Here is a 15982-nt window from a genome sequence, read left to right on the forward strand (position 1 = left end):
TCTGCCTCATCCATTAGCGGGATCCCGGTGGGGGAAGCGCCGGCGCCGGGGTCGGCTGCACGCCACCTGGATGTGTGGGCTGGAACGGCTCCGCTCCCGGGGGCGGGGGCCCGGGGTCGCGCGGTCTACCAGGCGGCGGTGCCGGCGACAGACCTGGGTAGCGCGGCGTACCGTCAGGCTCGTACAGTTGGGCCCCATAAGGGGGCGCACCCGGATACGGAATCGGACCGGGAGCCGGCCCCCCGAGATTGCGAATGCTAGGAGGCTCGGGGACGGCCCGAGTCACCGGGAAGTAGTTCTCCCAGCCTGGGAACCCGATGCCGGGGTTCGGACGTAGGTCCAGGCCGGTGCCCCATCCGGTGTCGGTGACCAGGTACCGCTGCGGCCAGTTCTTCGAAACGTCGGGCAACGAACCACAACTCGGCTGTCCGCCGGGGCCCCCTTTGGCGCCGTTGATCGGTAAGTGTTGGGGATAGCGATATGGGTCGTCACCGGGCAACAGGGCGACGTCCAAAATGATCGACTTACCATTGCGGCCGCCGGCTATCTCACCCCAGCCCATCTCCATGGCCTTGGTTGCCCCAAGCAGCGTGCAAGTGATTTCCGGATCGTATTTCTTCAACAGTCGAGTGGTCGGCTCCAGCACGTTTATCGCCCGCACGAGGTTGTCCTGGTTCGGCGCGATCAGATCGATACCGGTATGTGAGAGACCAATCAGGTTGACCAGCAACGCGTCCAGTGCTTGCGCATTGTCGGTGATGGTCGCACTTGTCGTGCTCGCCGCGTCTAGCACTTGCAGGATGTCCTGGGCGGCTGCCCCGTAGGTGTCCGCAACCTCATTGAGCGCGCGGAAGTTCTCTCGCATCGTCTCCCTGCGGGGATTGATGGTCGTCAACACCTGGTTGAGGTCGGTGATCGCGCCGCCGAGGTCCTCGCCCTTACCTCGGAACCCCTCGGCCAACGCCGATAACACCGCGTTGAGCTTTGCGGTGTCAACCTGTTTGAGCAAATCGACGAGGTTCTGGAACACGGTGTTGACTTCGATGCTGACGTTGTGTGACTTCACCACCGCGCCGGCCACAAGGCGCTTCGAACTCGGCTCCTGCGGTGCTATGAACTCTACATACTTGGCGCCAAATGCAGTTGGCGCGGCAATCTGTGCTTCGACGTTGGCCGGAATGTACTTCAGCTGGTCGGGATAGAGTTCAAGCTCGAGCCGCACCGGGCTGTCCGACTGGATCGACGCGACACGACCGATCTGCACGCCGCGCAGCTTGACCTTAGCGTCGGTCTCCATCACCAGGCCAGCTCGGTCGGACATCACGGTAACCCGCGCGTAGGGCCTGAAGTCTCGGTTGAACATGCCGACCGTCAACACGACCAGTCCAACAATCACCGTCAATTCGATGACAGTCCAGATCGCCGGATGCAAACCAGCCTCGCGCCATTTAGGTCTCATCGTCGCTATCCCGCTAGGTTGAAGTCGCCGGTCTTCCCGTATACGGCCATGCCGATCATCAATGTCGTGGCGACCGACACGATCAAAGATGCACGCACCGCGCGGCCAACTGCTTCGCCGACGCCAGCGGGTCCGCCCTTGGCAGTGAACCCGTAGTAGGTGTGCAGCAGCATGACCACAAGAGCCGTTCCAACCGCTTGAGTCAACGCCCAAATCAGGTCTAGAGGCCTGAGATAAGTAGAGAAGTAATGGTCGTAGACGCCCGCCGACTGCCCGAAGGCATAGATGTAGACGACTCGCGTTGTCAGATAGGCTGCCTCGGCCGACAGACAAAATAGTGGAATGGTGACGATTACACCGGCCATGACTCGGGTTGAAACCAGATACGCCATCGAGTTGATGCTCATCACTTCGAGAGCGTCAACCTCCTCATTGATTCGCATCGCACCAAGCTGTGCGGTAGCGCCGGCGCCGATGGTCGCTGCCAAGGCGATATTGGTAATCAGGGGCGCAGAAACCCTTGTGGTGACATATGCGGAGAAGAATCCGCCCACTGCGTCCGCGCCGACGTGACTCAGTGATCGGTGCGCTTCAAGCCCATTGAGTGCGCCGAGGGACATCAGCAAGAACGTGACGATGACAACGGTGCCGCCGATTGCTGCCAGCGTGCCGACGCCTAAGCTGGTCTGGGCGATGACGCGCAACGTCTCCACCTTGTAGCGGGCCAGCGCGTTAGGAATCAGGGCGAGCGATCTTGCATAGAACGCGGCCTGGGTGCCGGCTCGGTTCCACTCGTCGGCGAACCTTTCGAACATTCGGACAAGCCGCGGCCAGGGGTGGCGGGTAGGAGCGCTCATGACGCGATCTGCGCATTCATGGCGGTCAGCAGTACGTTGATCATGAACAGCGTCATGAAGGAAAAGACCACGGTTTCGTTCACGGCATTACCGACGCCCTGCGGTCCGCCGTCTACGGTGATGCCTTTGTAGCAGGCGATCAATCCCGCGGCGATGCCGAAGAGTACCGCTTTGAGGATGGCGATCAAGCATTCCGGCAGTCCGACCAGAAGAGTCAGACTCGAGGCGAATGCACCGGGCGTAACGTGTTGCAAGTTGACGGTGAATGCGTAGTCTGCCGCCAGACCGGTTGTCGTCGTTATAGCATTGAGCAACAACGCATTTACTGTCAGGGCGGCGACTCTCGGAACCAGCAGCCCGCGGACTGGATCAAGTCCCATGACCCGCATTGCATCGATCTCTTCACGGATTGTCCGTGCGCCCAGGTCTGCGCACATGGCCGTGGCGCCTGCGCCCGCTACCACCAAAACCGTTACCATCGGCGCGATCTGAGTGACACACGCGACGCCGGCGGTGGCGCCGCCGAGATCAGCCGCGCCCAGCTCGACAAGTAGTGCGTTGAGCAAGAAGACGGCGAATGCGTTGAACGGAATCGACAACAAGACGGCCGGGAGGATCGCCACCCGGGCGACAAACCACGTCTGGTCGATGAACTCCCGCCATGCAAACGGCGGTTTCCCCATCTGCACCAAGATGTCGAGCGAAACCGAGAAGAAGTTGCCGAGCGCGCGTGCGGGCTTGGCGGCGACCCGTACGCCCCCCAGGGGTGGACCGGTTTGGACCTCAGTCGGTGCTGCCATGCCAGCAGGGTCCTTCCTTTATGACCGCCAACGCGCAATCAGCATCCTGGATACATTGCGTGGGCTCAACGTACAGTAGCCAGAACACGCCGTCAATCCTTCGCGTTGGTCCGAGAAGTGCTTTCAACCAACCCTTTTCGAGATCTTTGCCATTTCAAAGGTGCTCGAGCTGAGGTACTCGGCGACGAGGGTACGGGACCCCATGGCCCAGCCATGGTGACTGCCCAACGCAACGAGCAGCCGTGGACCCGGGCCGAGTCGGGCAGTCCGGGTAACACCACAGGCACGCTGTCCATCGTCGACGACTCCGATCACTGTCGTTCCTAAGAGAATGACAAGCCCGACGTCCAAGCACCGTCGACAACGAACTCTGCTCCGCTGCAATACGATGCGGCATCCGAGGCGAGAAAGCACACAACTTCGGCGACTTCCGCCGGAGCGGCAAGTCTCTTGAAGGGAACCAGCGGTTTCAATGCTTCTGCATTGGACTTGCCGACGGTCCCCATGTCGGCCTCCGCGATCATCGGGGTGTCGATCGGTCCAGGGCAGACCGCATTCACCCGCACACCAGATTCAGCCACTTCGAGGGCAACTGAACGTGTCATACCGATGACTGCGTGTTTGGTTGCGCTGTATACCGCTTCGCCGGGCATTCCTCGAATTCCGTTCATCGATGCGACATTCACGATCGAACCACTTTGCGCCTGCACCATGCCGGGCAGCACGGCGCGCATGCCGAGGTAGGGTCCGGTCTGGTTGACGGCGACGACCCGGTGATAGTCATCTAGCGAACTGCCGATCAGCGGTGCGATCCACAGCACGCCGGCGTTGTTCACCAGTACGTCGATCTGGCCGAATTGGGCTGTCACTTCAGCAACCGCGGCTTCCCACGATCGCTCGCTGGTCACGTCCAGTTTGACGAACACGGCCCGCTCTCCGAGCCGATCGACTAGTTCGCGCCCGCTCGCCGCATTGATGTCTGCAGCGACCACCGTCGCATCCTCGTTGACCATCCACTCGCAGACGGCGGCTCCAAGTCCTCTACCTGCACCGGTGACCAAAGCGACCTTTGAGTCCAGTTTCCCCACTGCGGTCATCCGACGTTGAACTTGATCGGCACCGAGACGTACCCCTGGACCTGACCGGGACACCATCGGACCTTCGTATCGTCCTCGATCTCGAAATCTGGTATGCGGCGCAACAACTCCTCGAGGAGTACTCGCATTTCAAGCCTGGCGATGTGCGCTCCCATGCATTTGTGCACGTGCCCGCCGAACGTGAGATGTCGATTGGGGCTACGGTCTGCTACGAACTCCTCCCCCGAGGGGAACTCCCGTTCATCGCGGTCCGCAGAGCCGATCATCATCAGCACCACGTCACCGGCTTTGAGTTGTTGGCCCGCGAACTCGATGTCCTGTAGGACTAGTCGGCTGGGTTGTGATGGCGACCAGAATCGCAGCATCTCCTCGACCGCGGCCGGAATCTTGGAACGATCGGCAGCTAGCTTGTGACGAAGGTCCGCATCGTTGGCGAGGTGCCAGATCATCGACCCCATCGCCTTTTGGGTGGTGTCGATACTGGCGAGCAACAACAGCAGGCAGAATCCCAGTAGTTCGTCCTGCGTCAGCTTCTTACCGTCGACCTCGGCCCGAAGCAATCGGGACAAGACGTCGTCGCCGGAGTGATCGGCGCGCCGTTGCTCGAGCTTCTCGGTGAAGTACTCGTACTGTTTCTGCATCGCTGCTTTGGGCGCCTCTGGGTCGGCTGGCGAGTTGTCGACGACCGCTGACACCCATTCCAGCAGCCTCGGCGCATCGTCGTTCGGCACGCCGAGCAGCGTTGTGCCCATGTAGCACGGAATGGGTTCTGCCAGCGTCTTGTACGCGTCGCAACGCCCACTGTCGATGAAGCCGTCGATGAGTCGATTGACGACTGCGCGAATCGGATCCTCCCACAGCTCCCGGGTTCGGCGCGGTGAGAAGACTGGCGCCAGCAGCGACCGATACAGCGAGTGGTCGGGAGGATCGAGCTCGATTGGAATCATTGGCGCATCCTGCGGAAACGCCGGGAACGTGATGCGGCGCGAGGAGAACACCTCTGGCCGGTGGATTATTTCGTAGCATTCCGGATAGCCGGTGACAACCCAGAAGCCGCCGTAATGCTCGCTTCTACCGATCGGACTGTCGGCTCGAAGCTGTTGATAGACGGGGTATGGGCATTCGCCGTCCGGCGTCGTGCTCATATGGTCGAAATCCGTATAGCCCACCGGGCACACGGTTTGTTCGGTTGGCTTGGTCATCACTTCCGACCCTCACTCTCCTCGATCGTGATTGCCTGTTCCGGGCAATTCGCGCTGACATCGGCCAGCTTCGCCTTTAGGTCAGCTGCATCAACCGGCTGCCCGTCGAGAAGGAAGCCGGCATGCCCGTCGTCGTCGATTGGAGCGAACATGTCCGGCTCGATGGCATAACAACGGCCGTGGCCCGCACAGCGTTCTTCGTCGATTTGAACCTTCATTGGTCGGTGTCCCTCGTTCCCAGTTCTTCCCGGGCTTCGTAGGCCCGTTCAGCCGATCCCAAACCGTGAAGCATCCTGGATACAGTACGTGGACGTTACCGCTAAGAAGCACATCTCGTCAATCATTGGCTGCCGTGCTGGCAAGCTCACCCGAAATATGGTGCCAGCCGCAAGGTTCGGCGGATGTGTCGCCTGGCCTCCTCTTCAGCGGCACCAGCCCTGCGCTCCACGACGGCTTCAAGGATGCTCTTATGCTGGGCCTGGGCTTCATCCAGAAACTCTTTGTACGTGTTTTCCGGATTGGCGGCCGCAAGGTTCGCCGCAGCCGTTTCGCGCACCAGCGGCAGATACAACATGGCCGAGCTGGTGCGGATCATCGAGGCAAAAGATTGGACTCTGGCGTTGCCTGAGGCCAGCGCGAACAGCTCGTGGAACTCGGCATGCGCACGGTTGCGACGCACCGGGTCGTATGGATCTGACGAGCTGGCCATCTCTGCAAGCAGCTGACAGGCGCGCGCTTCGTCCTGGGCATTCAGGCCCTTACGCGCCGCGAGGCGGGCTGCGAGTCCGTCGATCACCTCGCGCACTTCATACATCTCACGCAAATCCTCTGGCCCGATCTGCACCACCTCGACGGTCCGGTTGTTGTCCGAACTACGGACCAAACCTTCACTGTCCAGGACACGCAACGCCTCTCGCAGCGGTGTGCGGCTCACGCCGAGTTGCGCAGCCAGAGCAACCTGAGGAAGTGGCGTACCAGCGGGCAACGTGCCGTCGACGATGCTTTCCCGCAGCCGGTTGATGACCTCGTCGACCAACCGAGGCGTCCTGCGGAGCAACTCGATCCTCGTTGATGCGTCGGTAGTCATTGGCTCCTCCTTCGGGGCATCGCACCCCGTGGCCGGCAGATCCTTCCCGGGTCCGGCGACCCGGTGGAGTGACCGGCATTGCGCAAGCAGACTGGTTTCTGGGGTTCACACTCGCCCCACCAGTGTAAAGCAGAGAATCCGGGCACGGCCTTGTCGTCTAGCATCCTGGATGCAATACTGCCTGAGGCCGTCGGAACGCAAGTGATGCGGGCCATTACGAACGAGAGATTCGAGTTGCAGTGGACAGTTTGACCGAGTTCCACCGTGTTGCCGATCAGGTGCGAAATTGGGGCCGTTGGGGCCAGGCCGACGAGCTGGGAACGCTCAACTTCATCGACGACGAAAAGGTTCGGCACGCTGCCAGCCTGGTCAATCGAGGCACGGTTTTCCCGCTGGGTATTGAGTTCGGCACGTCGAGCCCGCAAGGTGCCCTCGATTTCCGCAACAAGCCGATCCACCTGATGACCGTGGACGGCGGTGACGAAACGCAATGGGCGCGGTACGGCAGCAACTGGCCGGACAACAGCACTGCGCAGCAGATCAGCAAGTACTTCGGCGCCAGCGCCTTCCGTTTCAACGACGACATGATCATCATGCCGCTTCAGGCGTCGACGCAATGGGACGCGTTATCCCACGCGTACTACGACGGCCTTCTTTACAACGGCTTCCCCGCCTCCTCAGTCACCAGCGCCGGTGCGTTTTACTGCTCAATCGACAAGGTCGACATCAAAGGCGTGACAACCCGCGGCGTGCTGATCGACATGTGCAAGCATCGTGGCGTCGACTTCCTCGAACCCGGCAACGACATCACCGGAGCCGAACTCGACGCGGCCGCCGCCGCTCAGGGCGTGCGGGTGCAGCGGGGAGACGTCATCGCGGTTCGCACCGGATGGATCGCGAAGTTCCGGCAGACCGGTAATCCCTTGGAACCGTCCTCAGGCCTGTCCTGGACCGTCGCATCCTGGCTTCACGACCACGAAGTCGCAGCGGTCGCGGCCGACAACGTCCAGGTAGAGAGTATGGAGTCGGGTGTCGAGGGCATGTTCAACCCGCTGCACCTGTTGACGTTGCGCGATATGGGCATGATGCTCGGCGAGTTCTGGTTCCTCGATGACCTGGCCGCCGACTGCGCCGCCGACGGTGTGTACGAATTCCAGCTCGTCGCACCGCCGCTGCGAGTCACTGGCGCTGTCGGCTCCCCCGTGAACCCCATCGCCGTCAAGTAGCCCAAGGTCCCATCGCTCGCAAGTCATCCGTAGGAGGCATACATAACATGGCCGACGCCCAGCAATTGGCTCGAAAATACGCCGAGGAACGCGATAAGCGAATCCGGGCCCAAGGCGCCGGTCAATACATCACCATCGATATCGGTTCCGATGTCGAAGCCGACCCATTCACCAAAATCCAACCACGCGAGCCGGTTAGGAAGACAACCGAGGTCGCCATCGTAGGTGCCGGTTTCGCTGGCCTGCTGACGGCAGTGCACCTGGCCAAAGAGGGTATCGACGACGTCACAGTCATCGACAAGGCTGCTGACTTCGGCGGTACTTGGTACTGGAACCGGTATCCGGGCATCGCATGTGACACCGACTCGTACCTGTATATGCCGCTGCTCGAGGAGACAGGCTACGTACCGTCGATGCGATACTCCCCCGGCGACGAGATATTCGACTACGCCAAGTCGATCGCCAAGCACTACAACCTCTACGAGAACGCGGTCTTCCAGGCCCGCGTCCAGGGTGTCGCCTGGGACGACGACGCGTTGCTGTGGTCAGTGGGCACTGATCGCGGTGACGAGGTCCGTGCCCGCTACCTCGTGCTGGCGACAGGCGGGATCCTGCATCGCCCCAAACTACCGGGTATTCCCGGCCTGAAGGATTTCAAGGGCCCGTGGTTCCATTCCAGCCGATGGGATTTCGGCGTGACCGGAGGTGACTCGCGAGGCAATCTGCACAAGCTCACCGACAAACGAGTCGCAATCATCGGCACCGGGCCCACCGCCCTGCAGGCGTTCCCGCATGTGTCTGAGAGCGCCCAAGAGACCTACCTGATACAACGCACACCGACGATTGTGTTGCCACGCGACAACGCACCGACGGACGAAGAATGGTTCGTCAGCCAGGAGCCGGGCTGGCAGGAAAAGCGTTGGGCAAACTTCGAGGCCCAGATGCTCGGCGTCCCCGTCGAGGAAAAGATCGTCGAAGACGAATGGACGAGAGTCTGGGCTATCCCGCCCCTTGAGGTGCCCGACGCCGGCACGACTCCCGACATGGACGCCTATCTTCGCAAGGTCGAAGAAAACGACATTGCACAGATGGAACGAGTCCGGGCGCGCGTCGACGAAGTGGTCAAGGATCCGGTGCTGGCCGAGTCCCTGAAGCCCTGGTACGCGACACACTGCAAGCGTCCTGGTTTCAACGACGAATATTTGCAAGCATTCAACAAGACGAACGTCCATCTGATCGATACCGACGGACGGGGGCCCGATGCCATCACCAAGACCGGAATCGTAGTCGACGGTAGAGAATACGAGGTCGACATCATTGTCTATGCCACTGGTTTCGAAGCCGTAGTCACCCCGGACCGCTCCGGTGGGTTCGACGTCATCGGTTGTGACGGCCTGACTCTCGCACAAGCCTGGAAGCAGCGCGTGAAATCCGTGCACGGCATCCAAACCCACGGTTTCCCAAATATGTACGTCGTCGGAGGACTTCGGCAAACAGCGGTGACGGTGAACAACACGTATGCGTTCACCTACCAAGCACGACATATCGCCAAGACCATCAAGCAACTGCACGACGACGGTGTCCTGAAGATCGACATCACCGAGGCCGCCGTTCAGGAGTGGTGCGACGTAATGGACGACAAAGTCGGCCAGGTATTCAACGCCGAAGCGGTCCAAGCTTGTACCCCAGGCTATTTCAACAACGAGGGCGACTTCGACGCTTCGACAGGCAACTTCGAGCACGGTCGACCGGTCTGGGTCGATGCCTACGGTGGCGGGACGTTCGAATATCAGGAGATTCTCGCGAAGTGGCGCGAAGCCAGGGAATACGAGAGAAAAGCCACCATTGTGCGCGCCGACGAGTCAGAACAAGGCTAGGCTGCGGCCTTTCACGCGCCGGAGAGCCTAGGAGTCACGGGGTGAAGGACGACGGCTACAACCACCGGGACAGGTGCGCGATCACCGGTATCGGGGCGACGGAGTTCTCCAAGCGGTCTGGCCGTAGCGTCGCGGCTTTGGCCGCCGAGGCCGGCCTTGCCGCCATCGCCGACGCCGGGATGACGCCCACAGACATCGACGGCGTCGTCCGCTCGGATTACGACACAGTTCACCACAGCGATATCGGCCAGTGGCTCGGTCTGACCAACCTGACGTACTGGGGCGCCACTGGTACGGGCGGCGCATCGCCTTGCGGCATGGTCGGTCAAGCGGTCGCCGCGATCATGTCCGGGCAGGCCAGAAACGTGCTTGTTTATCGTGCGCTCAACGGTCGGTCAGGAGTGAGATTCGGTAAGGGAACCGCGATTCAGCAGGCCAAAGGAGCACAGCGAGTAGGCGGTCGCGGTACCCTCGATGAGTTCTTCCTACCCTATGGACTCATGGCGCCTGGACAGCTTTATGCGCTGTATGCGCATCGGCATATGCTCCAATTCGGCTCCACCGCTGAGGATCTCGCCAGCATTGCGGTTACAGTCCGCAGACGCGCCAACGCCAATCCAGCCGCCATGATGAGTAACCGCACAATGTCGATCACCGACTATTTCCAGTCGCGGATCATCGCCGAGCCGCTTCGGCTGTTCGACTACTGCCTCGAGTCCGATGGAGCATGCGCGGTGGTGGTCACCGCCACCGAGCGGGCCATCGACTCGCCACAGCCCACTGTTCTGGTGCGGGCAGTTACCCAGGGAACCGTTCCGGAAGTACAGGGCGGCAAAGTCTTTCCGGCCTTGATGAGGCCTGATATGTTGACCAACCCGTCCATGTCCGTGGCCCGCGAACTCTATCGACGGGCTGGTCTCGGTCCCGCCGAGCTGGACGTCGCCCAGCTCTACGACTGCTTCACGATCACGGTGCTCTTGCAGCTCGAAGACTATGGCTTTTGCGCCCCCGGCGAAGGCGGGGCTTTCGCGTCCAGCGGTGCCATCGACCTCACGGGCAGCATCCCGATCAACACCGCAGGCGGCAATCTCTCGGAGGGCTACATCCACGGCATGAACCACATCCTGGAAGGCGTCAGGCAGTTGCGCGGCCACTCAACTTCGCAAGTGCCCGGGGCACAGACCTGCTTGGTCACGTCGGGGGCGCCGGCGATGACCAGTGCGATGATTCTGCGGGCGGCCTGATGTCGGGCACTCCCCAACGGCCCCTTCCCGTTGTCGATGACGAAGAAACCGGTGGATTCTGGCAGGCTGCTGCCGAACATCGGCTCGTTGTGCGCGTGTGCGAAGTGTGCGGCGCCAAACTCCATCTGCCCAAGTCATACTGCCATCATTGTGGGTCGTGGAAGACCGGCTGGCAGGACGTGCAGCCGACCGGCTCGATCTATTCGTGGACCGTTGTACATCACACTATTCATGAGGCGTTCCCAACGCCGTACACCATCGTGCTGGTTCAGCTCGATGAAGACCCCACCATCCGCTTTATCGGCCACTTGGCCGGTGCGGCTGAGGTGTCCGTGGGCATGCCGATGCGCGTGCGCTTCGATGACATCGAAGCCGGTGTGACCCTTCCACAGTGGGAACCTGCGCGGGCCGCGGATGCACTTACCGATCACCGAACGAAAGCGAGGAATCCCGATGGGAAAACTTGACGGCAAGGTTGCGCTGATCACGGGGGCGGCGCGCGGACAAGGCCGAGAACATGCGGTCCGACTGGCCGAAGAGGGCGCCGATATCGTCGGCGTCGACATCTGTGAACAAATCGGAACCGTTTCTTACCCGATGCCAACCACCGCGGACCTCGCCGAGACGGTTGCCCTGGTGGAGAAGCTCGGGCAACGCATGGAGTCCTTCGTTGTCGACGTCCGCGACGCGGCGGCGCTCAAGAAAGCGGTCGCCGACGGAGTGGCCGCACTCGGGCGATTGGACATTGTGCTTGCCAACGCGGGGATCATGTTCCAAGGACTCGCTGAGGGCCGCGATGACGAAGCGTTCCGTGACGCCATCGACGTAATGCTCGTGGGCGTGTGGAGTACGATCCAGGCGGCATTGCCGACGCTCGAGCGCCAGAAGCAGGGCGGGTCGATTGTCATCACGAGCTCGGTGAACGGCTTGAAAGGCATGGTCGCTGGTACCAACGGAGGGAATTTTGGGTATGCGGCGGCGAAACATGGTGTGGTCGGGTTGATGCGGATGTTCGCTAATTACCTTGCGTCCCAAAGCATCCGCGTGAATACGGTACACCCCACAGGGGTCGACACACCGATGCTCGCCGGCTTCCACGAATCGGCTGCCGCCGCCGACCCTGCGCTTTCTGCTGGTTTGGGCAACCCGCTGCCTGTCTCGTTGATCGAAGCACGCGATGTCAGCAACGCGATCGCCTGGCTGGTGTCCGATGAAGCTCGCTACGTCACCGGCATCGCGCTGCCGGTCGACGCGGGCATGGTCAACAAGTGATCGAACGCCGCGACGAGAACGGTTTTAATCTGTTGTCGGCTTGAGTAGCCCGGCAGCTCTTTCGATCAGGTCGGAGTCCAGCACGGTACGGATGTGCTGGCACGCCGCCATCTCGGCGAGATCGCCGTTACCGCTGCGAATCGCGGCGACAATCGCATGGTGCTGCTTGGCAGCCGTGGTGAGCACATCCGCCAGGCGGTCGCCGGCAGAGGGCAGTTCGCCGAGGTAGGCGTGCAGCGAGAGGCTCGTCATCCTGATCAGATCCAGCTGCTGCCGCAACCGACTGTTGCCGCACGACTCGGCGATGCGCACGTGGAAAGCCATATGGGCAGAGAACCAGCGAGACGAGTCGAATGGCTGCGCCGCTTCGTCCATCTCTTCCAGTAGCGAGTCAAGCTCCAGTGCGGTTTCGTCCTGCAGACCCTCATTCGCAAGGAGTCGGGCAGCCAAGCCGTCGAGTACCTCGCGCACCTCGTACAACCCTCGCAACTCATGTTCACGGCTGGCGAAGTGCACGACCTCGATGGTGCGATTGCCGTTCGACACGCGGACCAAACCATCCCGCTCGAGAATCCGGAAAGCTTCACGCAACGGCGTGCGGCTGACTTGCAGCCGCTCCGACCATTCGTTCTGAAGCAGAACCGTGCCTGGCGCAATCGTGTGGTCGAGGATCATCTCTCGCAGCTGCGCGGTGATCCCGTCAACGAGCCGGCCACCGGCGATGCGTGGCTTCGCCGCCGGCTTGCTCTTCCTACGTGCGCTCGCGCGCCCCCCGCCAGTCACGAATCCAGGATACCCTTCGAGTCTCGGCGTGACGCCTGTCCGAAACATCTGAGCCCATTGCTGAGGCCGACGTCACAGGACGGTTCCCGACACCTTGTGTTCGATTATCTCGTCATGGTCGAGTCCGAGTTCGAGCAGTATGTCGTCGGTATCGGCGCCATGGCTGGGTGCGGGCCACAGCGGGTAGCGTGTTTCGCCGAACTGCCAAGGCGATGCGGCAACGGTGATTCTCTGGCCGTTCACATCCAGGTCCGCCAAGTAGCGGTTCGCTAGAACCTGCGGGTCCTGGCTCACCTCATACGTGGTTTGCACGACGGACCACGGTCCGCCGAGGTCGGCCAGCCGCTCCGTGACTTCAGCAAGATCGAACCGGGCAAAAGCCTCATCCAAGGCCGCAATGCATTCTTTACCGTTGGCCGCCCGCGACGCCGAGTCGGCGAACCGCGCGTCGGCCGCGATTTCTGCCACGCCGAGGCATTCGCAGAGCCGCCCGAAATAGCGATCCGACTGAAACAGCGACAGTTTGATGAACCGGCCGTCACGGGTGCGATACGCCAACGACGCCGGATTCAGGTTTTCCTCACGAGGTGTCTTGCGGATCGGTTCACCACGCTGAGCGGATGCGATAATGGCCGGTGAGTTACCCCAGACCGCGACGCCGAGCAGCGAAACATCAACCACCGGCGGCTCACCCGTGCGTACCCGATGGAACAGGCCGGCCGCGATGGCGCCGGCGATGGAGGTGGAGCCGGGTAGGTCACCGAGCGCCGGCGGCATAGGCGTCGGCTCCGCAGCCCCCGCCGGGGTCAGGTTGTCCGCCGCCCCGCCGCGGGCCCAAAAAGTCGTCCCGTCGAAGCCGGGCATGTTGCGATCCTCACCCAACGGGCCGTAACCACTCCCCCTGACGTAGACGATGCCCGAGTTCATCGCTCGAACGTCATCGACCTCCAATCGGAGTCGCCTTCGGCTGGCCGGTAGCAAGTTGGTCAGGAACACATCGGCCGTGGCCACCAGCTTGGTGAGCAGCCGGTAGCCATCCGCCGTACTGACGTCGAGACCGAGGCTTCGCTTACCGCGGTTAGTCTGCTGCATGAGCGCATCGAACGGGGCATCGCCGACGCTCATATCCGCGATCACGAAGTTGCGCTGGGGATCGGGTCGCTCGGGATGCTCGATCTTGACCACATCCGCGCCCCAGTCCGCCAGAATGGCTCCGGCCGCCGGAACAAACAGGTACGAGGCCAGTTCGACCACACGGACACCCTCGAACACCTTCATCGGTATGTGCCGATCGCCGGAGCAGTCCGTAAATGACGTTGCACCATCATGCCTTTGGGGTCGGATAGCCGATGACCCGAGTGTCAAGGAACTCTTCAAAGCCGGCCAGGCCCCACTCGCGGCCCAACCCGCTCTGCTTCATTCCGCCAAACGGGGTGTCGCGGGCGAACCAGGTCGCTCCATTGACATCCATTGTGCCGGTGCGGACCTGCTTGGCGACGGCCAGCGCACGCTCATCGGTCGCCGCGTAAACCGCGCCGGACAGGCCGAACAGCGAATTGTTCGCAATCGCCACGGCTTCTTCCTCCGTGTCGTACGGAATCACCGCGAGGACCGGCCCGAATGTCTCCTCCTGAGCGATCGTCGAGTTCGGGTCGACGTCGGCGATCACCGTGGCCTCAACGAAGTAGCCGGTCTCAGCGGCCTCCGGTATCCCGCCGCCGGCGACGATGCGGCCGCCCTCGGCGCGGGCTTTCTCGATGTGCTGCAACACGCGCTGCTGATTCGTTCGGCTGATCTGCGGTCCCATGTGCGTATCAAAGTTGCGGGGATTGCCCCAAATCACCTGCGATGCAACCTCCGCGGCCAGCTCGAGAGCCATCTCGTATTTCACCCTGGGGAGCAGCAGGCGAGTCAGGTTTGTGCATCCTTGTCCCGAATGTCGGGACATACGTGGGACATTGAATCGAACCACGGCCTCAACGTCGGCGTCGTCGAGCGCGATGGTCGCCGACTTTCCACCGAGTTCCAACGCGACCTTCTTCACCCGTTCCGCCGCGGTGGCCATGATCCGCTTTCCGACCGCCGTGGAACCGGTGAAGCTGATCATCTCGACGCAGGGATGCGCCACCAGCGCCTCGCTGACCTCGGTGTCCGAACTGGTGATGACGTTGAAGACGCCGGGTGGGATGTCGGTCTCCTCGGCAACCAACTTGCCGACGAAGTTGGCGGTCCACGGAGTGAGCGGAGACGGCTTGACAACGACGGTATTGCCCGACGCCAGGGCCGGTCCGACCTTGTAACAGAGCTGTTGGATGGGATAGTTGTACGGCGTGATCAGAGCCGTGACGCCCCAAGGCTCCTTGATCAGCAGCCGCTCATTCGGCGACACCATCGCCGGGTGTGGCGGAAGGTTCCGCTCGAATGTGTAATTTTCGGCCAGCTCCATCCAGTCAGTAAGTTCGTCGATCGGATCGTCGAGCTGAAATTGCTTGGTCATGAAAATGGGGCAGCCGACCTCGGCGACGAGAAGCTCGCGCAACTCCTCGATATGACGCTGCATCGCCTCTCGAAGCTGACCGATGCAGCGAGCCCGGAATGCGTGGTCCTTGGACCAGGAGGTGTTTGCGAACGCCTGGTGCGCCGCGGTGGCCGCTGCGTCCACATCTTCGATGCCCGCGTCGGGGGTCTGTCCGATCTCGGTTTCGAAGTACGGGTCGATGTTCGCGAAGGTCTTGCCAGAGCGAGCCGCCACCAGACGCCCGTCGATCAGAAGCTGGGGAACAAACTCCTCGGCCACACTTGCCTCCTATACCACCGGCGGGCGTGACCGCCGCGATTCTGTATCCAGGATTCACGAGGAATCTATAGGTCGCGGCGTGAGAAGTCAACGCAGAGCTTGTCCGGTGCGTCAAGCATCCTGCGGCCTCGTTCGGCACGTTACTCCGATTCAAAACAAGGGTTGAAAAGCTTTCGGCCTAGGGGCTCGTAACGCAACCTGCGGTACGGGGCCGTCACGAAGCGTACGGACCGCGCCCGGCCTCAAGCCTCTTCCCGGTGGTGGTGGAAGTCCGTCAATAC

15 protein-coding genes are annotated in these 15982 nt (G+C 61.7%); 5 read left to right on the top strand and 10 right to left on the bottom strand.

The window, feature by feature from the left end; genetic code table 11:
• Positions 1-13 precede the first annotated feature (13 nt).
• The 7 genes from ABQE44_RS10270 to ABQE44_RS10300 all read right to left on the bottom strand — a co-directional run bounded on the left by ABQE44_RS10270 (position 14) and on the right by ABQE44_RS10300 (position 6502).
• A complete protein-coding gene (locus ABQE44_RS10270; protein WP_448392602.1) occupies positions 14-1459 on the bottom strand; it encodes an MCE family protein in 1446 nt (481 codons plus the stop codon).
• A gap of 5 nt (positions 1460-1464) precedes the next feature.
• Positions 1465-2274 (bottom strand): ABC transporter permease, encoded by an 810-nt coding sequence (locus ABQE44_RS10275; protein ID WP_448392603.1) that lies wholly within the window; start codon positions 2272-2274, stop codon positions 1465-1467.
• A gap of 38 nt (positions 2275-2312) precedes the next feature.
• Positions 2313-3116, bottom strand: a complete 804-nt coding sequence (locus tag ABQE44_RS10280) for an MlaE family ABC transporter permease (RefSeq protein ID WP_448392604.1) — start codon at positions 3114-3116, stop codon at positions 2313-2315.
• A 323-nt stretch (positions 3117-3439) separates the two neighbouring features.
• On the bottom strand, positions 3440-4213 hold the full coding sequence (locus tag ABQE44_RS10285) for an SDR family NAD(P)-dependent oxidoreductase (RefSeq protein ID WP_448392605.1): 774 nt from the start codon (positions 4211-4213) through the stop codon (positions 3440-3442).
• On the bottom strand, positions 4210-5415 hold the full coding sequence (locus ABQE44_RS10290) for a cytochrome P450 (protein ID WP_448429534.1): 1206 nt from the start codon (positions 5413-5415) through the stop codon (positions 4210-4212). The genes ABQE44_RS10285 and ABQE44_RS10290 overlap by 4 nt, the downstream gene beginning before the upstream one ends.
• Positions 5415-5633 (bottom strand): ferredoxin, encoded by a 219-nt coding sequence (locus ABQE44_RS10295; protein WP_448392607.1) that lies wholly within the window; start codon positions 5631-5633, stop codon positions 5415-5417. Before ABQE44_RS10295 ends, ABQE44_RS10290 begins: the two co-directional genes overlap by 1 nt.
• Positions 5634-5779: 146 nt before the next feature.
• Positions 5780-6502, bottom strand: a complete 723-nt coding sequence (locus ABQE44_RS10300; RefSeq protein ID WP_448392608.1) for a GntR family transcriptional regulator — start codon at positions 6500-6502, stop codon at positions 5780-5782.
• 239 nt (positions 6503-6741) lie between these two features.
• On the opposite strand from ABQE44_RS10300, the gene ABQE44_RS10305 reads away from it, so the two are divergent.
• From ABQE44_RS10305 to ABQE44_RS10325, 5 genes are read left to right on the top strand one after another with little or no spacing between them, the layout of a single operon-like run.
• Positions 6742-7728, top strand: coding sequence for a cyclase family protein (locus ABQE44_RS10305; RefSeq protein ID WP_448392609.1), 987 nt, complete (start codon positions 6742-6744; stop codon positions 7726-7728).
• A 47-nt stretch (positions 7729-7775) separates the two neighbouring features.
• The gene (locus tag ABQE44_RS10310; RefSeq protein WP_448429536.1) at positions 7776-9605 is read left to right on the top strand and encodes a flavin-containing monooxygenase; all 1830 of its coding nucleotides are present in this window, start codon (positions 7776-7778) and stop codon (positions 9603-9605) included.
• Positions 9606-9646: 41 nt separating this feature from the next.
• Positions 9647-10849, top strand: coding sequence for a thiolase C-terminal domain-containing protein (locus ABQE44_RS10315; RefSeq protein ID WP_448392611.1), 1203 nt, complete (start codon positions 9647-9649; stop codon positions 10847-10849).
• A complete protein-coding gene (locus ABQE44_RS10320) occupies positions 10849-11316 on the top strand; it encodes a Zn-ribbon domain-containing OB-fold protein (RefSeq protein WP_448429538.1) in 468 nt (155 codons plus the stop codon). Before ABQE44_RS10315 ends, ABQE44_RS10320 begins: the two co-directional genes overlap by 1 nt.
• Positions 11303-12121, top strand: a complete 819-nt coding sequence (locus tag ABQE44_RS10325; RefSeq protein ID WP_448429540.1) for a mycofactocin-coupled SDR family oxidoreductase — start codon at positions 11303-11305, stop codon at positions 12119-12121. Before ABQE44_RS10320 ends, ABQE44_RS10325 begins: the two co-directional genes overlap by 14 nt.
• A 24-nt stretch (positions 12122-12145) precedes the next feature.
• Here the strand turns inward: ABQE44_RS10325 and ABQE44_RS10330 are convergent, their stop codons facing one another.
• The 3 genes from ABQE44_RS10330 to ABQE44_RS10340 form a co-directional block, all read right to left on the bottom strand.
• On the bottom strand, positions 12146-12904 hold the full coding sequence (locus tag ABQE44_RS10330) for a GntR family transcriptional regulator (protein ID WP_448392614.1): 759 nt from the start codon (positions 12902-12904) through the stop codon (positions 12146-12148).
• A 72-nt stretch (positions 12905-12976) separates the two neighbouring features.
• Positions 12977-14158, bottom strand: coding sequence for a CaiB/BaiF CoA transferase family protein (locus ABQE44_RS10335; RefSeq protein ID WP_448392615.1), 1182 nt, complete (start codon positions 14156-14158; stop codon positions 12977-12979).
• Positions 14159-14228: 70 nt separating this feature from the next.
• Positions 14229-15701, bottom strand: a complete 1473-nt coding sequence (locus ABQE44_RS10340; protein WP_448392616.1) for an aldehyde dehydrogenase family protein — start codon at positions 15699-15701, stop codon at positions 14229-14231.
• Positions 15702-15982: the final 281 nt, after the last annotated feature.

Source organism: Mycolicibacterium sp. XJ2546, assembly GCF_053483195.1.